Source organism: Stenotrophomonas sp. YJH_SMC_46, assembly GCF_059370315.1.
The window spans coordinates 767,661-787,767 of the sequence record NZ_JCAFTO010000002.1 but is presented as its reverse complement, the minus strand read 5'-3'; the positions used below and the strand labels follow the sequence as shown (position 1 = coordinate 787,767).

18 protein-coding genes and 1 tRNA gene are annotated in these 20,107 nt (G+C 66.9%); 14 read left to right on the top strand and 5 right to left on the bottom strand.

All coding sequences use genetic code 11. The features are described from left to right. Window positions 1–2: 2 nt before the first annotated feature. From AC5P8C_RS08620 to gmk, 4 genes are all read right to left on the bottom strand, one after another. On the bottom strand, window positions 3–389 hold the full coding sequence (locus AC5P8C_RS08620; RefSeq protein ID WP_005410875.1) for a RidA family protein: 387 nt from the start codon (window positions 387–389) through the stop codon (window positions 3–5). A gap of 196 nt (window positions 390–585) precedes the next feature. Beyond that, window positions 586–2,748, bottom strand: coding sequence for a RelA/SpoT family protein (locus tag AC5P8C_RS08615; RefSeq protein WP_019661980.1), 2,163 nt, complete (start codon window positions 2,746–2,748; stop codon window positions 586–588). A 105-nt stretch (window positions 2,749–2,853) separates the two neighbouring features. Next, window positions 2,854–3,153: a DNA-directed RNA polymerase subunit omega gene (gene rpoZ, locus AC5P8C_RS08610; protein WP_005410877.1), complete on the bottom strand. Its 300-nt coding sequence runs from the start codon at window positions 3,151–3,153 to the stop codon at window positions 2,854–2,856. Window positions 3,154–3,263: 110 nt separating this feature from the next. Further along, a complete protein-coding gene (gene gmk, locus AC5P8C_RS08605) occupies window positions 3,264–3,929 on the bottom strand; it encodes a guanylate kinase (RefSeq protein ID WP_019661981.1) in 666 nt (221 codons plus the stop codon). A 290-nt stretch (window positions 3,930–4,219) separates the two neighbouring features. Between gmk and fdnG the strand changes: the two genes are divergently transcribed. From fdnG to AC5P8C_RS08555, 10 genes are all read left to right on the top strand, one after another. Beyond that, window positions 4,220–7,288 (top strand): formate dehydrogenase-N subunit alpha, encoded by a 3,069-nt coding sequence (fdnG, locus tag AC5P8C_RS08600; protein WP_233653786.1) that lies wholly within the window; start codon window positions 4,220–4,222, stop codon window positions 7,286–7,288. A gap of 10 nt (window positions 7,289–7,298) precedes the next feature. Beyond that, entirely contained in the window at window positions 7,299–8,216 is a 918-nt protein-coding gene (gene fdxH / locus AC5P8C_RS08595) for a formate dehydrogenase subunit beta (protein ID WP_019661983.1), read from the top strand. Then, window positions 8,213–8,860, top strand: a complete 648-nt coding sequence (locus AC5P8C_RS08590) for a formate dehydrogenase subunit gamma (protein ID WP_005410882.1) — start codon at window positions 8,213–8,215, stop codon at window positions 8,858–8,860. The genes fdxH and AC5P8C_RS08590 overlap by 4 nt, the downstream gene beginning before the upstream one ends. 390 nt (window positions 8,861–9,250) lie before the next feature. Then, window positions 9,251–10,234: a formate dehydrogenase accessory protein FdhE gene (gene fdhE / locus AC5P8C_RS08585; RefSeq protein WP_019661986.1), complete on the top strand. Its 984-nt coding sequence runs from the start codon at window positions 9,251–9,253 to the stop codon at window positions 10,232–10,234. Window positions 10,235–10,238: 4 nt separating this feature from the next. Further along, window positions 10,239–11,663 (top strand): L-seryl-tRNA(Sec) selenium transferase, encoded by a 1,425-nt coding sequence (gene selA, locus AC5P8C_RS08580; protein WP_019661987.1) that lies wholly within the window; start codon window positions 10,239–10,241, stop codon window positions 11,661–11,663. Beyond that, a complete protein-coding gene (gene selB / locus AC5P8C_RS08575) occupies window positions 11,660–13,591 on the top strand; it encodes a selenocysteine-specific translation elongation factor (RefSeq protein WP_026347261.1) in 1,932 nt (643 codons plus the stop codon). The genes selA and selB overlap by 4 nt, the downstream gene beginning before the upstream one ends. Before the next feature lie 24 nt (window positions 13,592–13,615). Then, window positions 13,616–13,711: transfer RNA gene (locus AC5P8C_RS08570), tRNA-Sec, on the top strand. 26 nt (window positions 13,712–13,737) lie between these two features. Then, window positions 13,738–14,817, top strand: coding sequence for a selenide, water dikinase SelD (selD, locus tag AC5P8C_RS08565; RefSeq protein WP_019661989.1), 1,080 nt, complete (start codon window positions 13,738–13,740; stop codon window positions 14,815–14,817). Window positions 14,818–14,886: 69 nt separating this feature from the next. After that, window positions 14,887–15,378, top strand: a complete 492-nt coding sequence (locus AC5P8C_RS08560; RefSeq protein WP_019661990.1) for a helix-turn-helix domain-containing protein — start codon at window positions 14,887–14,889, stop codon at window positions 15,376–15,378. Continuing rightward, window positions 15,375–15,935, top strand: a complete 561-nt coding sequence (locus AC5P8C_RS08555; protein WP_019661991.1) for a nucleotidyl transferase AbiEii/AbiGii toxin family protein — start codon at window positions 15,375–15,377, stop codon at window positions 15,933–15,935. The genes AC5P8C_RS08560 and AC5P8C_RS08555 overlap by 4 nt, the downstream gene beginning before the upstream one ends. 25 nt (window positions 15,936–15,960) lie before the next feature. On the opposite strand, the gene AC5P8C_RS08550 is transcribed toward AC5P8C_RS08555, so the two are convergent. After that, window positions 15,961–16,821 carry a YicC/YloC family endoribonuclease gene (locus AC5P8C_RS08550; RefSeq protein ID WP_019661992.1) on the bottom strand — a complete coding sequence of 287 codons (861 nt, stop codon included), beginning with the start codon at window positions 16,819–16,821 and terminating at the stop codon, window positions 15,961–15,963. 123 nt (window positions 16,822–16,944) lie between these two features. Between AC5P8C_RS08550 and rph the strand changes: the two genes are divergently transcribed. From rph to hemW, 4 genes are read left to right on the top strand one after another with little or no spacing between them, the layout of a single operon-like run. Further along, window positions 16,945–17,670, top strand: coding sequence for a ribonuclease PH (gene rph / locus AC5P8C_RS08545; protein WP_008267511.1), 726 nt, complete (start codon window positions 16,945–16,947; stop codon window positions 17,668–17,670). Further along, window positions 17,667–18,056 carry a VOC family protein gene (locus tag AC5P8C_RS08540; protein WP_019661993.1) on the top strand — a complete coding sequence of 130 codons (390 nt, stop codon included), beginning with the start codon at window positions 17,667–17,669 and terminating at the stop codon, window positions 18,054–18,056. Before rph ends, AC5P8C_RS08540 begins: the two co-directional genes overlap by 4 nt. After that, the gene (gene rdgB / locus AC5P8C_RS08535; protein ID WP_005410891.1) at window positions 18,053–18,649 is read left to right on the top strand and encodes an RdgB/HAM1 family non-canonical purine NTP pyrophosphatase; all 597 of its coding nucleotides are present in this window, start codon (window positions 18,053–18,055) and stop codon (window positions 18,647–18,649) included. The genes AC5P8C_RS08540 and rdgB overlap by 4 nt, the downstream gene beginning before the upstream one ends. Window positions 18,650–18,705: 56 nt before the next feature. After that, on the top strand, window positions 18,706–19,932 hold the full coding sequence (gene hemW, locus AC5P8C_RS08530; RefSeq protein WP_495218560.1) for a radical SAM family heme chaperone HemW: 1,227 nt from the start codon (window positions 18,706–18,708) through the stop codon (window positions 19,930–19,932). The last annotated feature ends 175 nt before the right edge of the window (window positions 19,933–20,107 follow it).

Below are 20,107 nucleotides of genomic sequence, written 5' to 3'. Positions count from 1 at the left end.
GGTCAGTCGATGACCATCACCGCGTCGACCTCGAAGTTGGCGCCCTTCGGCAGGCCGGAGACTTCGATGGTGGAACGGGCCGGGTACGGGGCCTGGAAGTAGTCCTGCATGACCGCGTTGACCTTGGCGAACTCGCCCAGGTCGGTCAGGTACAGGCCCAGGCGCACGACCTTGTCCAGCGAGCCGCCGGCGGCTTCGGCCACGGCCTTGAGGTTGTCGAAGGCGCGGCGGGCCTGTGCTTCGACGTCACCGGCGCCGACGATGTCGCCGGTGGCCGGGTCGAGCGGGATCTGGCCGGAGAAGTACACGGTGTTGCCGGCGCGCACGGCCTGCGAGTACGGGCCGATGGCGGCGGGGGCCTTTTCGGTGTTGATGATCTGGCGGGACATGGGTCGCTCCGGTGCTTGGGGGAAAACAGAGCGGTGATTGTACCGGGTGGGGGTGCATCCACGCATGGCGTGGATCTACGGCAATCCGGTCATGTGACGCGCCGTCTGTAGAGCCGAGCCCATGCTCGGCTGCCTCGGGCTGGAGCAGCCGAGCATGGGCTCGGCTCTACAGAAAGCATCCACCCATGGCGTGGCTCTACTGGCGGCGTACCGACTGCACGACCGACAGACGGCGCAGGCGGCGCATCACTTCGGCCAGGTGGTTGCGGTCGCGCACCTGGATGTTGAACGCCAGCACGGCGGCGTTGAAGTCGCGGTCCAGGTAGTCCACCCGTTCGATGTTGGAGTGGCTCTGGGCGATGGCAGCAGCCAGCTGCGCCAGCACACCGGTGCCGTTCTCTACTTCCACCACCAGCGAAGTGTCGTAGTCGCCGGAAACGGTGGTGTCCCAGCCGATCGGCACCCAGCGCTCGGGCGACTTGCGCAGCTCGGCCAGGTTCGGGCAGTCCATGCGGTGAACCACGATGCCCTTGCCGGCGGTGTGGTAGCCCATGATCTCGTCGCCGGGGATCGGCTGGCAGCAGCCGGCGAAGGTGACCACGCCGCGCTCGCTGCCGTTGATCAGGATCTTTTCCTGCGAGTGGTGGCGCGAATGCGGGCCGCCACGCAGTTCGGCGTAGGCCATCAGCGCCTGCGCGGCCTGGGTCGGCATCCAGTTGCCCAGTGCGACCTCGGCCAGCAGGGCTTCCAGGCGCGGGAAGCGGTGTTCGGCCAGGAACGCATCCAGGCGCCCCTTCGGCAGCCGTTCCAGCGACGAATCCATCGCTTCCAGCGCACGGTCGAGCATGCGGTGGCCGAGCTGCACGGCATCTTCGTGTTCCAGCTGCTTGAGCTGGTGGCGGATGGCGGTGCGCGCCTTGCTGGTGACCACGAATTCCAGCCACTGCGGTTTCGGCGTGGCCGAGCGTGCGGTGATGATCTCCACCGACTGGCCCGACACCAGCTTGGTACGCAGCGGCACCAGTTTCTTGTCCACGCGCGAGGCCACGGCCATGTTGCCGACGTCGGTATGCACGGCGTAGGCGAAATCGAGCGCGGTGGAGTTGCGCGGCAGCGCCAGGATCTTGCCCTTCGGGGTGAACAGGTAGACCTCGTCCGGGAACAGGTCGACCTTGACGTTGTCGAGGAACTCCAGCGAGGAACCGGCAGCACGCTGCGAATCGATCAGTTCGACGATCCAGGCGTGCGCACGGCTCTGCGCACTGTTGGGTGAATCGCCGCCGAACTTGTAGGTCCAGTGCGCGGCCACGCCGCGTTCGGCGATCAGGTCCATTTCCTCGGTGCGGATCTGCACTTCGATCGGCGAGCCATACGGCCCGAACAACACCGTGTGCAGCGACTGGTAACCGTTGGCCTTGGGGATGGCGATGAAGTCGCGGAAGCGGCCATCCAGCGGCTTGAAGGTGGCGTGCACCGAACCCAGCGCGTGGTAGCAGCTGGGCACGCTGCGCACCACCAGGCGGAAGCCGAACACGTCCATCACCTGGTCGAAGGTTTTGTTCTCGTCGCGCATCTTGTTGTAGATGCTCCACGGGGTCTTGATGCGGCTGACCAGGCGGTGCTCGATACCTTCCTTCGCCAGCCGCTGCGACAGCTGCACTTCCACCTGTGCCAGCGCTTCACGGCGTACCACCGGCTGGCTGCGGATGTGCTTTTCCAGGATCGCGTGGCGCCACGGGTACAGCGCCTTGAAGCCGAGATTCTGCAGCTCGCTCTTGACCAGACTCATGCCCAGGCGCTGGGCGATGGGCGCGTAGATCTCCAGCGTCTCGCGGGCGATGCGGCCACGCGCTTCGCGGCTCTGTGCGCCCAGCGTGCGCATGTTGTGCAGGCGGTCGGCCAGCTTGATCATGATCACGCGCAGGTCGCGCGACATCGCCAGCAGCATCTTGCGGAAGCTTTCGGCGGCCGCTTCCTGGCGGTCGCGGAACTTCAGCTTGTCCAGCTTGGTCACGCCGTCGACCAGCTCGGCCACGGCTTCGCCGAACTCGGCGGCCAGCGCCTCACGGGTCAGCGGCGTGTCTTCGATGGTGTCGTGCAGGATCGCCGCGATCAACGCTTCCACGTCCAGGCCAAGCTCGGCCAGCACCTGGGCCACGGCCACCGGATGGGTGATATAGGGCTCGCCCGACTTGCGCGTCTGCCCGGCGTGCGCGGCGGCTCCGACTTCCCAGGCGCGGCGCAGCAGCGGCAGCTGTTCCGGCGGCAGGTAATGGGCGGCGCGTTCAAGCTGGAGGACGTAGTCGGGTACGGCGGCAGCGGGGGCTGCGGCGACCTTGGCAGTGGGGCCTGGGTTCATGCCCGAAGCCTATTCCAGCGCGACGTTTACGGCAAATCCTGAATGCGAAACAGCCCGCACGGGGCGGGCTGTTCGGCGATCCAGCAACGACGTTGATCGATGCGATCAATCGTCGTTCTTGGACATGTCTTCGTCGGCGACCACTTCGGCGGCAGCCCACTCCAGCGCTTCGCGCTCGGCGCGCTCGCGCTCGGCCTTCTCGACTTCGTCGATCAGCGCGTTGTCGATCTTGCGGGCGGCGATTTCGCGCAGCGCCAGCACGGTCGGCTTGTCTTCGGTCTCGCTGTTGTCCAGCGTGGCCTGCACGCCGTTGGCGAGCTGGCGGGCACGCTTGGATGCCATCATGACCAGTTCGAAACGGTTGTTAACGACTTCCAGGCAATCTTCTACGGTGATGCGGGCCATACGGGCTCCCGGCGACCGGTCGGCCGCTCAGTCGAATGAGGGAAAGGGGACGGAGTGTACTGGCAGGAGCTGGACAAAATCAAGCCAACCCCCACCCGATTCTTTTGGAATCAGTCAGTTGCACCCGGATCGGGGGTCAGCAACGCCTGGATCAGGCTGGCGTGGCGGACCTTCTGGGCCTCCCGTCGCAGGCGGCTGGCGGTGAAGATGGCGCACAGCTCGTCCACGGCAGTGTCGAACACCTCGTTGACGATGACGTAGTCGAACTCGTTGAAGTGCAGCATCTCGTCCCGGGCCGCGCCCAGGCGCTGGGCGATGACGGCTTCGCTGTCCTGGCCGCGCTTGCGCATGCGGTCCTGCAGGGCCTGCTTGGACGGCGGCAGGATGAACACGGTGACCGTGCCCGGCACCAGCTGGCGCACCTGCTGCGCGCCCTGCCAGTCGATCTCCAGCAGCACGTCCTGGCCGGCGGCCAGCTGCGGCTCCACCGACTGCCGGGCCGTGCCCTTCCAGTCGCCGTGCACCCAGGCGTGTTCGAAGAAGTCGCCGGCGGCGATCATCTGCTCGAACTTCTCGGCACTGACGAAGTGGTAGTGCTGGCCATTCACCTCACCGGGGCGCATTGCGCGCGAGGTGAAGGAAATCGACAGGGCGATTTGCGGGTCACGCGCCAGGGTGGCATTGACGATGCTGCTCTTGCCCGCACCGGAGGGGGCGGCCACGATGTACAGCGTGCCGCGCGCAACGGTGTCCGACGGCTTCGACGGGGCGCTCATGCGCGGGATCCAACGGGTTGATTTCGCAAAATTTTTCCTCGATGTTCCAGGTCCGGCGCGGCGGATCGCGCCAGGACGGCGGGGGCTGCGCGGAACATCCTGGAACCAGGCCCGGCAGACGCTTCCCCGGGGTGCGGGCACGCAACTTTACCAGAGCGGCCCTGTTGCGCGCCCGTCCGGCAGGCGCCCGGCCTTGCGCCACATGGGTATGCGGGTGCCTGTGCTATAACCGGGCCGTACCCAACGACAGCCCGGAGGCCTGCGCCTCCCCGCCATCCCAGGAGAACGGCATGCCATCGATGAGCCGCCGCCAGTTCCTGAAAGTGACCGGGACAACCCTGGTCGGCTCCAGCCTGGCATTGATGGGCTTCGCGCCCGGCATCGCGCTCGCGGAGGTCAGGCAATACAAGCTGACCCGCGCGACCGAGACCCGCAACACCTGTACCTACTGTTCGGTGGCCTGCGGCATCCTGATGTACAGCCTCGGCGATGGCGCCAAGAACGCCGAGCCGAGCATCTTCCATATCGAGGGCGACCCGGACCATCCGGTCAACCGCGGCACGCTGTGCCCGAAGGGTGCCGGCCTGGCCGACATCATCCACAGCAAGTCGCGCCTGCTCTACCCCGAGTACCGGGCACCGGGCTCGAACGAGTGGAAGCGGCTGAGCTGGGACGATGCGCTGGATCGCATCGCGCGGCTGATGAAGGAAGACCGCGACGCCAACTTCGTGCAGAAGAACGAAGCCGGGCAGACGGTCAACCGCTGGCTGACCACCGGCATGCTGGCGGCCTCGGCCACCAGCAATGAAACCGCGGTGCTGACCCACAAGGTCGTCCGCTCCCTGGGCATGCTGGCATTCGACAACCAGGCACGTGTCTGACACGGCCCGACGGTGGCAGGTCTTGCCCCGACGCTAGGCCGTGGTGCGATGACGAATCACTGGGTCGACATCAAGAATGCCGACCTGATCCTGATCATGGGTGGCAATGCCGCCGAGGCACACCCGTGCGGGTTCAAATGGGTGACCGAGGCCAAGGCACACAACAAGGCCCGGCTGATCGTGGTCGATCCGCGCTTCAACCGCTCGGCCGCGGTGGCCGACGTGTACGCGCCGATCCGCACCGGTACCGACATCGTGTTCCTGGGCGGCCTGATCAACTACCTGTTGACCGAGGACCGCATCCAGCACGAGTACGTGCTGAACTACACCGACATGTCGTTCCTGGTGAAGGACGAGTTCGCCTTCAAGGACGGCCTGTATTCGGGCTACAACGAAGAGAAGCGCAGCTACGACCGCTCCAGCTGGGACTACGCCTACGGTGACGATGGCTTCGTGCGCAGCGACCCGACGCTGAAGGACCCGCGTTGCGTCTACAACCTGCTCAAGCAGCACTACGCGCGCTACACCGTGGAGATGGTCGAACGCATCTGCGGCACGCCGGCCGACAGCATCCGCCAGATCTGGGAGATGATCGCGTCCACCTCCGGCAAGGACAAGGCGATGACCATCCTGTACGCGCTGGGCTGGACGCAACACTCGATCGGTGCGCAGAACGTGCGTGCCGGCACCATGGTGCAGCTGCTGCTGGGCAACATCGGCGTGGCCGGTGGTGGCATGAACGCGCTGCGCGGGCATTCCAACATCCAGGGCCTGACCGACATCGGCCTGATGTCCGACCTGCTGCCCGGCTACCTGACCCTGCCGAAACAGGACGAACAGGACTACGACGCCTACATCGCCAAGCGCACGCAGAAGCCGCTGCGCGCCAACCAGATGTCGTTCTGGCAGAACTACCCGAAGTTCCACGTCAGCCTGATGAAATCGTGGTGGGGCGACGCCGCCACCGCCGACAACAACTGGTGCTTTGATTACCTGCCCAAGCTGGACAAGCCGTACGACATGCTGCAGGCGTACGAGCTGATGAACGAGGGCAAGATCCATGGCTACATCTGCCAGGGCTTCAACCCCCTGGCCTCGGCGCCTAACAAGGGCAAGCTGATCAGCGCGTTCTCCAAGCTGAAGTTCATGGTCAGCATGGACCCGCTGGAAACCGAGACCATCGCCTTCTGGCAGAACCACGGCGCACTGAACGACGTCGACCCGAGCACGATCCAGACCGAGGTGTTCCGCCTGCCGACCACCTCCTTTGCCGAGGAGAACGGCGCGGTGGTGAATTCCTCGCGCTGGCTGCAGTGGCACTGGAAGGGGGCCAATCCGCCAGGCGAAGCGCGCAGCGACATCGAGATCATGTCCGAGCTGTTCCATCGCATCAAAGCGATGTACGAGAAGGACGGCGGCGCGTGGTGGGAGCCGGTGCGCGACCTGGCCTGGAACTACGCCAACCCTGAGGTACCCACGCCCGAAGAACTGGCGATGGAATACAACGGCAAGGCGCTGGCCGACGTGTTCGATCCGAAGGACCCAACCAGGTTGGTGCGCAAGGCCGGCGAGCAGCTGGCCGCATTCGGCGACCTGCGCGACGACGGCAGCACCGCCTGCGGCTGCTGGATCTACATCGGTGCCTGGGGCCCGACCGGCAACATGATGGCGCGGCGTGACAACAGCGACCCCACCGGCATCGGCAACACGCTGGGCTGGGCCTGGGCGTGGCCGGCCAATCGTCGCGTGATGTACAACCGCGCCTCGTGCGACGTCGCCGGAAAGCCATTTGATCCACGGCGCACGCTGCTGGCCTGGAACGGGAAAAACTGGGGCAGCGTGGACGTGCCCGACTTCAAGGCCGACGAAGATCCCGCCGGCGGAATGGGCCCGTTCATCATGAACCCGGAGGGCATCGCGCGCTTCTTCGCCAAGGCCGGCATGGCCGAAGGCCCGTTCCCGGAGCACTACGAACCGTTCGATACACCGCTGCGCAGCAACCCGCTCAGCCCCGGCCAGGCACTGACGCTGAACAACCCGGCCGCCCGCGTATTCGCCAGCGATCGCGCACAGATCGGTTCGCCGGACGAGTTCCCGCATGTGGCCACCACCTACCGCCTGACCGAGCATTTCCACTTCTGGACCAAGCACGGCAAGTTGAACGCCATCATCCAGCCCGAGCAGTTCGTCGAGATCGGCGCGGCGTTGGCCGACGAGCTGGGCATCAACAACGGCAGCCGCGTGCGGGTCAGTTCCAAGCGCGGCCACATCGAAGCGGTCGCCATGGTGACCAAGCGCATCAAGGCCCTGCAGATCGATGGCCGGACCGTGCACCAGGTGGGCGTGCCGATCCACTGGGGCTTCCTCGGTGCGGCCAAGCCCGGCTACATCGCCAATACGCTGACCAACGCCATCGGTGACGGCAACTCGCAGACGCCCGAATCGAAGTGCATCCTGGTCAAGGTCGAGAAGGTGTAGGAGACACGCCATGTCACTGCAATCGCTGGACATCATCCGCCGCTCGGCCACCACCACGCCCTCGCCGGAGGCGCGTGGTGCGCACACCGGCCAGGTCGCCAAGCTGATCGATGTGAGCAAGTGCATCGGCTGCAAGGCCTGCCAGGTCGCCTGCATGGAGTGGAACGATCTGCGCGACGAAGTGGGCAGCTGCGTTGGCAGCTACGACAACCCGCCCGACCTGAGCGAACAGTCGTGGACGGTGATGAAATTCCGCGAGTACGAGGACGAGAAGGGCAAGCTGGAGTGGCTGATCCGCAAGGAAGGCTGCATGCACTGCAGCGATCCGGGCTGCCTGAAGGCCTGTCCGTCGCCCGGCGCGATCATCCAGTACGCCAATGGCATCGTCGACTTCCAGGAAGAGAACTGCATCGGCTGCGGCTACTGCGTGACCGGTTGTCCGTTCGACGTGCCGCGCATCTCCAAGAAGGACCACAAGGCCTACAAGTGCACGCTGTGTTCGGACCGGGTGGCGGTGGGCCAGGAACCGGCCTGCGTGAAGACCTGCCCGACCGGCGCGATCACCTTCGGCAGCAAGCAGGCGATGACCGAGCACGCGGCCGGCCGTGTGGAAGACCTGAAATCGCGCGGCTACGAGAACGCCGGCCTGTACGACCCGCAGGGCGTGGGTGGCACCCACGTGATGTACGTGCTGCAGCATGTGGACAAGCCCGAGCTGTACGCCGATCTGCCCAAGGACCCACGCATCAGCCCGATGGTGGAGGTCTGGAAGGGCGTGGCCAAGCCGCTGGGCCTGCTGGCGATCGCCGCCACCGCCTTCGCCGGCTTCCTGCATTACATCGGCATCGGCCGCAACACGGTCAATGACGAGGAAGAAGAGGAAGCCGAGCACGAGGCGAAGAAGATCGAAGAGGAGCAGCGGCCATGAAGTACGCCCCGCACCCGCGCCAGATCATCCGCTACCGCGCACCGACCCGCATCAACCACTGGATCGTGGCGATCTGCTTCGTGCTGACCGCGCTGTCCGGGCTGGCGCTGTTCCACCCTGCCCTGTTTCCGCTGACCCAGCTGTTCGGCGGTGGACCGTGGACGCGCATCCTGCATCCGTTCATCGGGCTGGCCATGGTGGTGGGCTTTGCGCTGCTGGCGTTCCGCATGTGGCGCGACAATCTGCCGACCGCCGACGATCGCGCATGGATGCGCGGCATGCGCGATGTACTGCGCAACGAAGATGAGAAGCTGCCGCCGGTGGGCCGTTTCAATGCGGGCCAGAAGCTGCTGTTCTGGGCCATCATCGGCTGCCTGTCGGCGCTGCTGCTGACCGGCTTCGTGATCTGGCGGCAGTACTTCAGCCACTTCTTCCCGATCGGGGTGATCCGCTTCTCGGTGCTTGCCCATGCGCTGTTCGGCTGGGTGCTGGTCTGCGCGATCGTGGTGCACATCTATGCAGCGATCTGGATCAAGGGCTCGGTGCGGGCGATGACCCAGGGCAAGGTGACCTATGGGTGGGCGTACAAGCACCACCGGCAGTGGTTCCGGGACATCCTGCGCGGGCGCCGGGAAGAGGGGTAGCGGCAGGGCCAGCGGCCCTGCACCCGCTTCAAGCCAAGGCAACAGCAACAGCGGCTATCCGTGGGATGGCGGGGTGGATCCGGTTGCGGGGGACGCTGCAACTACGTCCATGTAAGCTCGGTCGCCGCATCCATGCGGCTCACGCCCCCGCAACCGGCCCCACCCCGCCCTCGACAGTTGGCCGCGATCTGTCGGTGGGTGCCGACCGTTGGTCGGCACTGATCGAATCCCGACCAACGCTCGGGATCCACTTTCAACCAACCGATGGGGTCAGATCCGTTTTCCTGTGGAAAACGGATCTGACCCCAACCTTTCAAATGGCCGGCAACACGCTGGACGCCAGCGCTGACAACGGCGAGGATGGAGCCTGGTTCTTCTGGCTGGCCCTGCATGGCGCAACGCATCCTTGAACCCGGTGAGATCGAGACACTGGCCTCGCGCGATGTTCCGCGCATCATCCTGCCCGATGTCGCTTCCCTGTTCGCCGAGCGCGCGACACGCCTGCGCAGCCTGGCCGCGCACAGTGCCATCGGCGGTTACCTGCAGCTGCTGGCGGCGTTGGCCGATGCACAGCAGGCGCTGCTGGACGGGCTGACACCGCAGCAGCGCGAGGCACTGCAATGGCAGGCACGTGCGCAGCAGTCGAGTGCGGCGGCCGGTGCCGGCATGCCGTTGCGGCCGGCCAACACGCTTCAGCTGGATGGATGCTGGCGCGACTGGCTGCGCACGCTGTGCCAGCACTGTGCCGACGAAATGGGGCTGCCGCTGGAAACCCGACAGGAGCTGCAACGCGTCGCCGCGGCCGACGACGCCTGGCTGGATGCGCAGGCGCACGCGGTGCTGGAGCGTGATGACGCGCCATCGGTGGATGCGGTCGCTGCACTGCTGGTGATGACCGCACTGCAGGTTTACTGGGCGGTGCTCGCAGCCAGCTTCCGCCCTACCGACCTGAAGCCGCTGGCTGATGCGCCAGGGCTGTGCCCGCTGTGCGGCACGTTGCCGGTGACCAGCGTGGTGCAGGCACGCCCACCCTATGCATCTTATCGTTACCTGTCGTGCTCGCTGTGCGCCTGCCAGTGGCACTACGTGCGCGTGCAATGCAGCCAGTGTGGTGCCGCCGGCAAGGACATCGCCTATCGCGCCCTGGCCGACGTGGATGGCGACAGCGGCGAGGCGGTGCGCGAGAGCGCGGTACGCGCCGAGACCTGCGACCACTGCCACAGCTATCGCAAGATCCTGTATCTGGAAAAGGACCCGTCACTGGAGCCGGTGGCCGATGACCTCGGCACGCTGGCGCTGGATCTGCTGCTGGCCGAGGAAGGCTATGCGCGTGCCAGCCAGAATCCTCTGCTGTGGCAATCCGACGGCGATTGAGGCGATGACAGCCATGCCCCCCGCCCCGGCATCGGCCGCCGCCCTGCCCTCGCTGGACCGGGTGCTGCGCCTGCCTGCACTGGCGCCACTGATCGAAGGCCACGGTCGAAGCCGCATCACCCAGCTGCTGCGTTCGCACCTGCAGGTGCTGCGTGAGCGTGTAAGCGCCAGCCAGTTGTCGACCGCGCAGCTGCAGGAAGCGGTCGACGGCCCGGCGCTGGCGACGGCAGTCGAGGCCGCACTGGCAGCCGATGCACGGCTGGACCTGCAACCGATGTTCAACCTGACCGGCACCGTACTGCATACCAACCTGGGTCGCGCATTGCTGCCCGAGGCTGCGGTGCAGGCCGTCACCCGCGCGATGACCGCGCCGGTGGATCTGGAGTTCGACGTCATCCGTGGCCGTCGCGGTGACCGCGATGCGCGGGTGCAGGCATTGATCTGCGAACTGACCGGCGCCGAAGCCGCCACCGTGGTCAACAACAATGCGGCGGCGGTCCTGCTGCTGCTCAACAGCCTGGCCAACCGCCGCGAGGTGGTGGTGTCGCGCGGCGAACTGGTGGAGATCGGCGGTGCCTTCCGCATCCCCGATGTGATGCGCAGCGCGGGCGCGCGGCTGCTGGAAGTGGGTACCACCAACCGTACCCATCCGGCCGACTTCACCAACGCCATCGGCGCGCGCACAGCGCTGCTGATGGAGGTGCATGCCAGCAACTACGCGATCACCGGATTCACTGCCAAGGTCGACACCGCGGCGACGGCCGCGATCGCGCACGAACATGGCCTGCCGCTGGTGGTGGACCTGGGCAGTGGCAGCCTGTGCGATCTGCGCATGTTCGGCCTGCCGCACGAGCCCACCGTGCAGGAAACACTGGCGGCCGGCGCCGATCTGGTTTCTTTCAGCGGCGACAAGCTATTGGGTGGCCCGCAGGCCGGCATCATCGCCGGCCGCGCCGACCTGATCGCGCGGATCAACCGCAACCCGCTCAAGCGCGCGCTGCGCATGGACAAGATGGGCCTGGCTGCGCTGGAAGCGGTGGTGGCCCTGTACCGCGAACCGGAGCTGCTGGCACAGCGCCTGCCGACCCTGCGCACGCTGTCGCGCACGCAGGACGACATCGATGCGCAGGCCCAGCGCCTGCTGGAGCCGATGAAGTCCATGCTGGCAGACGACTACACCCTTGAAGAGGCCTCAATGCACAGCCAGATCGGCAGCGGCGCCCAGCCACAGGCGCAGCTGGCCAGCGCCGGACTGCGCATTACCAGCGCGCGCCGTGGCGGACTGGATCGCCTGGCCAAGCGCCTGCGTCAGCTGCCGCGACCCGTGCTGGGCCGCATTGCCGATGACGCGCTGTGGCTGGACCTGCGCTGCCTGGAACCCGCCGACGAAGCGGCCTTCCTGGCCCAATGGAGCATGCTGCAGGCATGATCGTCGGCACCGCCGGGCATATCGACCATGGCAAGACCAGCCTGGTGCGGGCTCTGACCGGCATCGAAACCGATCGCCTGCGGGAAGAGCGTACGCGCGGCATATCGATCGAACTGGGCTACGCCTATGTCCCGGTGGAAAGCGGGGACGTCGAAGGTCCGGCCGCGACGCTGGGCTTCGTCGATGTGCCGGGCCATGAACGCTTCGTGCATACGATGGTGGCCGGCGCCACGGGTATCGACGTCGCCCTGCTGGTCATCGCTGCCGACGACGGCGTGATGCCACAGACCCGCGAGCATCTGGCCATCCTGCAACTGCTGGGCGTGAACCGCGGTGCGGTGGCGCTCACCAAGATCGACCGTGTGGATACGGCGCGCCTGGCCCGGGTCGAGATCGAGGTCGCTGCCCTGCTGGCCGGCACTCCGCTGCAGGATTCCCCTGTGTTCACCTGCAACAGCACCGCACCCGACGATGCTGGCATCAACGCGCTGCGTACCCAGCTGCACGCGTGGGCGGCGGACGACGCCAGCACGCGCCAGGCCGAACTGCGCAGCGAGCTGTTCCGCATGCCGGTGGACCGCGTGTTCTCGCTGGCCGGCCACGGCACGCTGGTGACCGGCGCAGTGCACGGCGGCATCGCCGCGGTGGGTGAGCATCTGCAGCTGATGCCGGCCGCCACTGAAGTGCGCATACGCAGCATCCACGCGCAGAACCAGGCCAGTGACCACGCGATGGCCGGGCAGCGCTGCGCGCTGAACCTGGCGGCCATCGCCCGTGATGACATCCGCCGCGGTGACTGGATCGCCGACGCACGCGCACTGCTGGCCACCACCCGCGTTGATGTGCGGTTGCGGCTGTCCGCGTTGGCCGCACCGTTGCGCGACTGGGCACCGCTGCATATCCACTGGGGCACGATTCACCGGCAGGCCCATGTGGTGCTGCTGGAGGACCATGACCACGGTGATGGGCAGTTGGTGCAGCTGGTGTTCGATGCTCCGGTCTGTGCGATGTGTGGCGACCGCTTCATTGCCCGCGATTCAGCGGCCACCCACACGCTGGGCGGCGGCCTCGTGCTCGATCCGGACCCACCACAGCGGCACCGGCGCAGTCCTGCACGGCTCGCATGGCTGGGAGCACTGGAGCAACTGGCCGCGGGTGCGGGAATCGGCCCACTGTTGCAGCAGGCGCCCTTCGGTGTTGCCATGGCCGCGCTGCAGCGCTACTGCCGGCGCGCCGCCGACCGGATCGTTCTTCCCGCAGGCGCACAGCGCGTCATCACCCGCGAAGACACGGTGGTCATCCTCGCCTCGCACTGGCAGCTGCTGCGCGAGCAGGTAGTCACCTCACTGCGCAGTTGGCATGAGCGACGCCCCGACGAACCCGGTGTCGACAGCGGACGCCTGCAGCGCAGCACCCTGCCCTCGCTTGCAGCGAGCCTCTGGAACGCGCTTCTCCAGGACCTGCTGGACGACGGCAGCGTGCAGCGCGTGGGCGCCTGGTGGCGCCTGCCCGGCCATGACCATGCGCCACCGGAACGCGAGCGTCTGCTGCTGGAACGCGTGCTGCCGCGACTGCACGCCGGTGGCTTCGATCCGCCGTGGGTGCGCACCCTGGCCGCCGACATCGGCCTGGCCGAAGACGAAGTCCGCGCCATTCTGCGCCGCGCCGCCACACGTGGCGAATTGTTCCAGGTGGTACCGGACCTGTTCTATGCACCGGCCCGCATTGCCGAGCTGGCCGCGATCGTCGCGCAGCTGTCGCAGGCCAGCGGCGCGGTGGATGCGGCCGCTTTCCGCGATGCCATCGGCCTGGGCCGCAAGCGCAGCATCCAGATCTTGGAGTTCTTCAATCGCGTTGGCTACACTCGACGCGTCGGTGACCAGCATCGGCCGCGTGGCGACCTGCAGTGGAACGCAGCCCGCGACTGAGCCCACCGCTACCGCCGTACTTTCGGAAGGCATGCGCATCCGGGCATGCGGCTGGGCTTCAAACCCAGTAGGGGGCGTCGATCGTTCCCTGGTAGGTTCGACTCCTGCTGCCTTCCGCCATTCGTGTTTCCGCTGGAGATGTCGGCATGGCCACGCACGTGCAGTCCCCCGCCCCGTCAACGGCCGATGCCCCGCAACGACTGACGTCTCTCGCGCATGGCGGCGGCTGCGGCTGCAAGATCGCGCCGGGCGTGCTGAGCGAACTGCTGCGCGGCGTTCCAGCACTTCCGGCACCGGCCGAACTGCTGGTTGGCCGCGAGACCAGCGACGACGCCGCGGTGTACCGCCTCGATGATCGCCAGGCGATTGTCGCCACCACCGATTTCTTCATGCCGATCGTCGACGATCCGTTCGATTTCGGCCGCATCGCCGCCACCAACGCGTTGTCGGACCTGTACGCGATGGGCGCCCGGCCATTGTTCGCACTGGCCATCGTCGGCATGCCGATCAACACGCTGCCGCAGGACACGATCCGCGGCATCCTGCAGGGTGGCGAACGCGCCTGCGCCGATGCGGGCATCGTGGTCGCTGGTGGCCACAGCATCGATTCGGTGGAACCCATCTACGGCCTGGCCGCGATCGGCGTGCTCGACCCGCAACGACTCAAGCGCAATGCCGATGCCCGCGCCGGCGACGTGCTGGTGCTGGGCAAGCCGTTGGGCGTGGGCGTGTATTCGTCGGCGCTGAAGAAGGAAGTGCTGGATGCCGACGGCTACCGGCAGATGATCGCGTCGACCACCCGCCTGAACACCGTGGGCGTGCCGCTGGCTGCGCTGGACGGCGTGCATGCCATGACCGACGTCACCGGCTTCGGCCTGCTCGGCCACCTGCTGGAAGTGTGCCGCGCCAGTGGTGTCGCTGCCGAGGTGGACAGTGCACAGGTGCCGCTGCTGCCGCAGGCGCTGGAGCTGCTGCAGCGTGGCTGCGTGACCGGCGCATCCAACCGCAACTGGGCCTCGTATGGTGCCGAGGTGCGTTTCGCCGATGGGTTGCCGGCACACTGGCAGCCGCTGCTGACCGACCCGCAGACCAGCGGCGGCCTGCTGGTGTCCTGTGCCCCGGAAGCGGTGGACGCGGTGCTGGCCTGTTTCCACGACGCAGGGTTCGTCCAGGCGGCCGTGGTGGGGCACTTGGGCGAAGGAGCGCCGGGCGTCAGCGTGGTTTGAGGCGTGAAGGTTTGCCAACACGCCGCTCCCAGACACTTGAATTATGTCCAAATATTGGACACTGGCACCATGAACCTGATCGACATCGGCAAGGCGGTTCGTGCCCGCCGTGAGCAGCTTGGCCTGTCGCAAGGCCAACTGGCTCATCTCAGCAGCCTTTCCCGGCAGACCGTGGTCGGCCTGGAGGGGGGCACCCTGAGCGACCTGGGTGTCAATCGCGTGGGACAGTTGATGGCCGTGCTCGGTCTGGATGTACCGGCACCCACCACCGAAAGCCGGCTGCGCAAGCAAGGCCTGAAAATGGCCGCACGCACCGCCAACGTGAGCTACGCAAGCGAACTGACGGCTGGCGAGCTGGCGCGCGTGCTGGTCAGTGGGGAAGTTCCTGCCACCTACGCAGCGCAGATGGTGCACCTGCTGGACGAAGCCCCTCCCGCCATGATGGTGATGGCGGTCGAGGAAGCTGCAATCGGCGCGCAGACGCCGCCACGGCGCATCTGGCGCAACGTGGCGAAGATGGCCAACACGCTTTCCGCCCATCGCAAGGACCTGTGGATGTGAACCGCGAATTGCCTGCCGGCGCCTGGCAGGCGCTGCTGCCCCGGGCACTTGTTCTCATCGGGGAGATCCGGCGCCACGGCGGCATCACCGACCCGTTCTGGACGTTGGGCGGCCGCTTGAGCGATGTGGCCGCAAACCTGACCGGCGACTACAGCGAAGATCCCAGCGCCTGGGTCAAGCTTCAGTTCGAGGAAGGCGAGGTGGATTTCGTCGCGGCTCCCAATCTTCTCGATGATGCCTGGGAGGAATGGACGATCGATGGTCAGCGCATACGGGTGGAAACGTCGGCGGAAATCATCGCCAAGAAAATGTTCCATCGTGGGCATCGAACAACGGCCCGAGACCTGTTCGATCTTGCGCTGGTCATCGAACGCGAGCCGGACGCGCTGGCGGCCGCCGCAGACGCACTGGTCCGCCATCGATCAACGTTTCTTGATCAGATCCGCAATCCCCATCCGACATTGAAGATTGCGTTCAAGGCCATCGACACGCTGGACTACACGCCAGGCTTCGACCACTGCGTCGCGATTGCCGGGGACTACCTGGTAGGACTTTGATCCTCCCAGGCGATCGCGCAGAACATCATTCGATGTTCTGCACCTGCTCGCGGATCTGGTCGATCAGCACCTTCAGCTCCACCGCGGCATTGGACGTGCGGCTGTCCACCGACTTCGAGCCCAGCGTGTTGGCTTCGCGGTTGAACTCCTGCAGCAGGAAGTCCAGGCGGCGGCCGACCGGCTCGCGCTGCTTGAGCACGCGGCGGATCTCGACGATGTGGCTGCCGAGGCGGTCCAACTCTTCATCCACGTCCAGCTTCTGCAGCCACAGCACCAGCTCCTGTTCGGCACGACCAGGGTCGACCGGGTGCGGCAGGTCGGCCAGGCGTGCGGCCAGCTTGGCGCGCTGGCCGTCGCGAATGGCCGGAATCAGCGTGCGCACTTCGGTGGCGATGCGCTCGATGCCGTCCACACGCTCGCTGATGGCCGCAGACAACTTGCCGCCTTCGCGCTCACGGGCCTCGACGAAGCCATCCAGCACCTGATCCAGCAACGCCAGCGCCTCGACCTGCAGGGCGGCGGCATCGGTGGCCTCGCCACGGGTCACGCCCGGCAGTTGCAGCAGGTCGGTGAAGCTGACCTGCAGGTTGGGGAAATCGGAGGTCAGGCGGTGGGCCAGGCGGCCCAGCTGGCCCAGCAGCGCCTCGTCCACCTGCAGGTTGGCCGCTGCTTCCGGCGCGCGCAGGCGCATCACCAGATCCAGCTTGCCGCGGCTCAGGCGCGCGGCGATGCGCTCGCGCAGCTGCGGTTCCAGCGCCCGCAGTTCCTCGGGCAGGCGGGTGCCGACCTCCAGGAAGCGGTGGTTGACCGAGCGCAACTCGCAGCCCAGCGTGCCCCACGGGGTGACCCGCTCGCCGCCGGCATAGGCGGTCATGCTTCGAATCATGGATTGTGTCCGGTGCGTGCAAAGGGGGAATGGTACCCTAGCGCCCTCACCAGAGCCCCTTGCCCGCCCCGTGAAGGCCGCGGGCGTGGCGGCGTACTCCCTCGCCATTACGGAACCCGCACCATGTCCGATTCCCGCCCCAGCGGCCGCCAGCCCGACCAGCTCCGCCCGGTCGTCATCCAACGCGGCTTCACCCGCCACGCCGAAGGTTCGGTGCTGGTGTGCTTCGGTGAAACCCGTGTGCTGTGCACCGCCAGCGTCGAGAACCGCGTGCCGGGCTTCCTGCGCGGCAAGGGCGAAGGCTGGGTCACCGCCGAGTACGGCATGCTGCCGCGCGCCACCCACACCCGCAGCGACCGCGAAGCAGCGCGTGGCAAGCAGGGCGGCCGCACCCTGGAGATCCAGCGCCTGATCGGCCGCAGCCTGCGCGCCTGCGTGGACCGCAACGCGCTGGGCGAGCGCACCATCACCCTGGACTGCGACGTGCTGCAGGCCGACGGCGGTACCCGCACCGCCGCCATCACCGGCGCCTACGTGGCCCTGGTCGATGCAGTGAACGTGCTGATGAAGCGCGGCGACATCAAGCGCAACCCGATCCTGGGCGCAGTGGCCGCCGTGTCGGTGGGCGTATACCGCGGCACCCCGGTGCTGGACCTGGACTACGCCGAAGACAGCGACTGCGATACCGACATGAACGTGGTGATGAACGACGGTGGCGGCTTCATCGAGCTGCAGGGCACCGCCGAAGGCCATGCCTTCCGTCGCGACGAGCTGGACGCGCTGCTGGGCCTGGCCGAAAAGGGCGTGCGCGAGCTGCTGGCCGCGCAGCAGGCAGCGCTGTCGGCATGAACCGGCGCCTTGCCCTGACCACCCTGGTGGTGGCCGATTACGACGAAGCCATCGCCTGGTACACCGGCAAGCTCGGCTTCGCACTGTTGGAGGACATCGACCAGGGCCACAAGCGCTGGGTGGTGGTCGGCCCGACCGACGGCAGCGCCGCCGCGCTGCTGCTGGCCCGTGCCAGCAATGAGGAGCAGCGCAGCCGCATCGGCAATCAGACCGGTGGCCGGGTCGCCTTCTTCCTCAACACCGATGACTTCCACCGCGACCACGCCGCGATGCTGGCCGCCGGCGTCGAGTTCCTGGAAGCGCCGCGCGAAGAACCCTATGCAACGGTTGCGGTGTTCCGCGATCTGTATGGCAACACCTGGGACCTGCTGGAGCCCCGTCAATGAAGAAACTGGTACTGGCCAGCCACAACGCCGGCAAGCTGGTGGAGATGCAGGAGATCCTTGCCGATCTGCCGCTGCAGATCACCTCGGCCGCCGAACTGGGCCTGGGTGACGTGGAAGAGACCGGCCTGACCTTCGTCGAGAACGCGCTGCTGAAGGCACGCGCCGCCTGCGAAGCGACCGGCCTGCCGGCGCTGGCCGATGATTCGGGCCTGATCGTCGATGCCCTCGGCGGTGCCCCGGGCCTGTACAGCGCACGCTATGCCGGCCACCCGACCAATGCTGCGGCCAACAATGCCAAGCTGCTGGACGCGATGGCCGACATTCCCGATGGCCAGCGCAGCGCCCGCTTCTATGCGGTGATCGTGCTGCTGCGCCACGCCACCGACCCGCAGCCGCTGATCTGCGAAGGCCGCTGGGAAGGCCAGATCATCCGCGAACTGCGCGGCACCAATGGTTTCGGCTACAACCCGGTATTCCTGGACACCACCCACGGCCTGACCGCTGCGGAAATGGAGCCGGCACTGAAGAACGCCATCAGCCACCGCGCCATTGCCCTGCAGCAGCTCAAGCAGCAACTGGCGACGCTGTACTGACGCCACCCGATCGACCCTGGGAAGCCGGCCAGCGGCCGGCACTACCGAAGAAGCCCATGCCGCACGCCCACGACCACTGCAACCACCTGCCCGGCGAAGCCTGCTCCGCCGACCACGACAACCCGCCGCGGCTGGTGCCGCCACCGCTGTCGTTGTACGTGCACCTGCCGTGGTGCGTGCGCAAATGCCCGTACTGCGATTTCAATTCGCACCAGGCCAAGGGCGAGCTGCCGTTCGACGCTTATATCGATGCGCTGCTGCGCGACCTCGACCAGGACCTGCCGCTGGTCTGGGGCCGGGTGGTGCACAGCGTGTTCTTCGGTGGCGGCACGCCCAGCCTGTTCCCGCCGGAGGCGATCGACCGCTTCCTGCAGCAGGCCAGCGCGCGCCTGCGCTTTGCCCCCAACGCCGAAATCACCCTGGAAACCAACCCGGGCACCGCCGAGCATGGCCGCTTCGACCGCTACCGCGCGGCCGGCGTCAACCGCCTCAGCTTCGGCATCCAGAGTTTCGACGATGCGATGCTCAAGCGCCTGGGCCGCATCCACGACAGTGGCGAAGCCGAGCGCGCGGTAAAGATGGCGCAGGACGCGGGCTACGACAACTTCAACATCGACCTGATGTATGCGCTGCCGGAACAGACCCTGGCCGGTGCCGAGGCCGACCTGGAACGCGCGTTCGCGCTGCAGCCGGCACACATCTCCCACTACCAGCTGACCCTGGAACCGAACACGGTGTTCTTCGCGCGGCCGCCGCAGGGCATTCCCGACGAAGACAACGCCTGGGACATGCAGGAACACTGCCAGGCATTGCTGGCACAGGCCGGTTTCGGCCAGTACGAGGTCAGCGCCTATGCGCGCCCCGGCCGGCAGAGCGCGCACAACCTGAACTACTGGCGCTTCGGCGACTACCTGGGCATCGGTGCCGGCGCGCACGGCAAGATCAGTTCCGGCGCCGAGGAGCATGTGCTGCGGCGTTGGAAGCTGAAGCACCCGCAGGCCTACCTGGACAGCGCCGGCACGCCCGCCTCGTTCGGCGGCGACGACGTGATCGCGCCGGAGCGCCTGCCGTTCGAATACATGCTCAACCTGCTGCGCCTGCACGAAGGTTTTGGCCTGCGCGATTTCGAGTCGCGCACGGGGCTGCCGCGCAGCGTGCTGGACGCTCCCCTGGCCGAGGCCGTGCAGCGCGGCTGGCTGGACATGACCGATGGCCATGTGCAGCCGACCGAGCTGGGCCGCCGATTCACCAACAATGTGGTGAGCCTGTTCCTGGAGGAGTGATCTTCGCTTGGCAGAGGGTAGTGCCGGCCACTGGCACTCCGGTAAAGACAGAGCTGCCGGCCAGCGGCCGGCAGTACCGCACATCAGGGCCATACCGGGCGGATGCGATTCCCGTTCAGCCTAAAGTAGCGCCGACTGCGGCCGACACGGTAGATTCACAAGATCGATCCGCGGG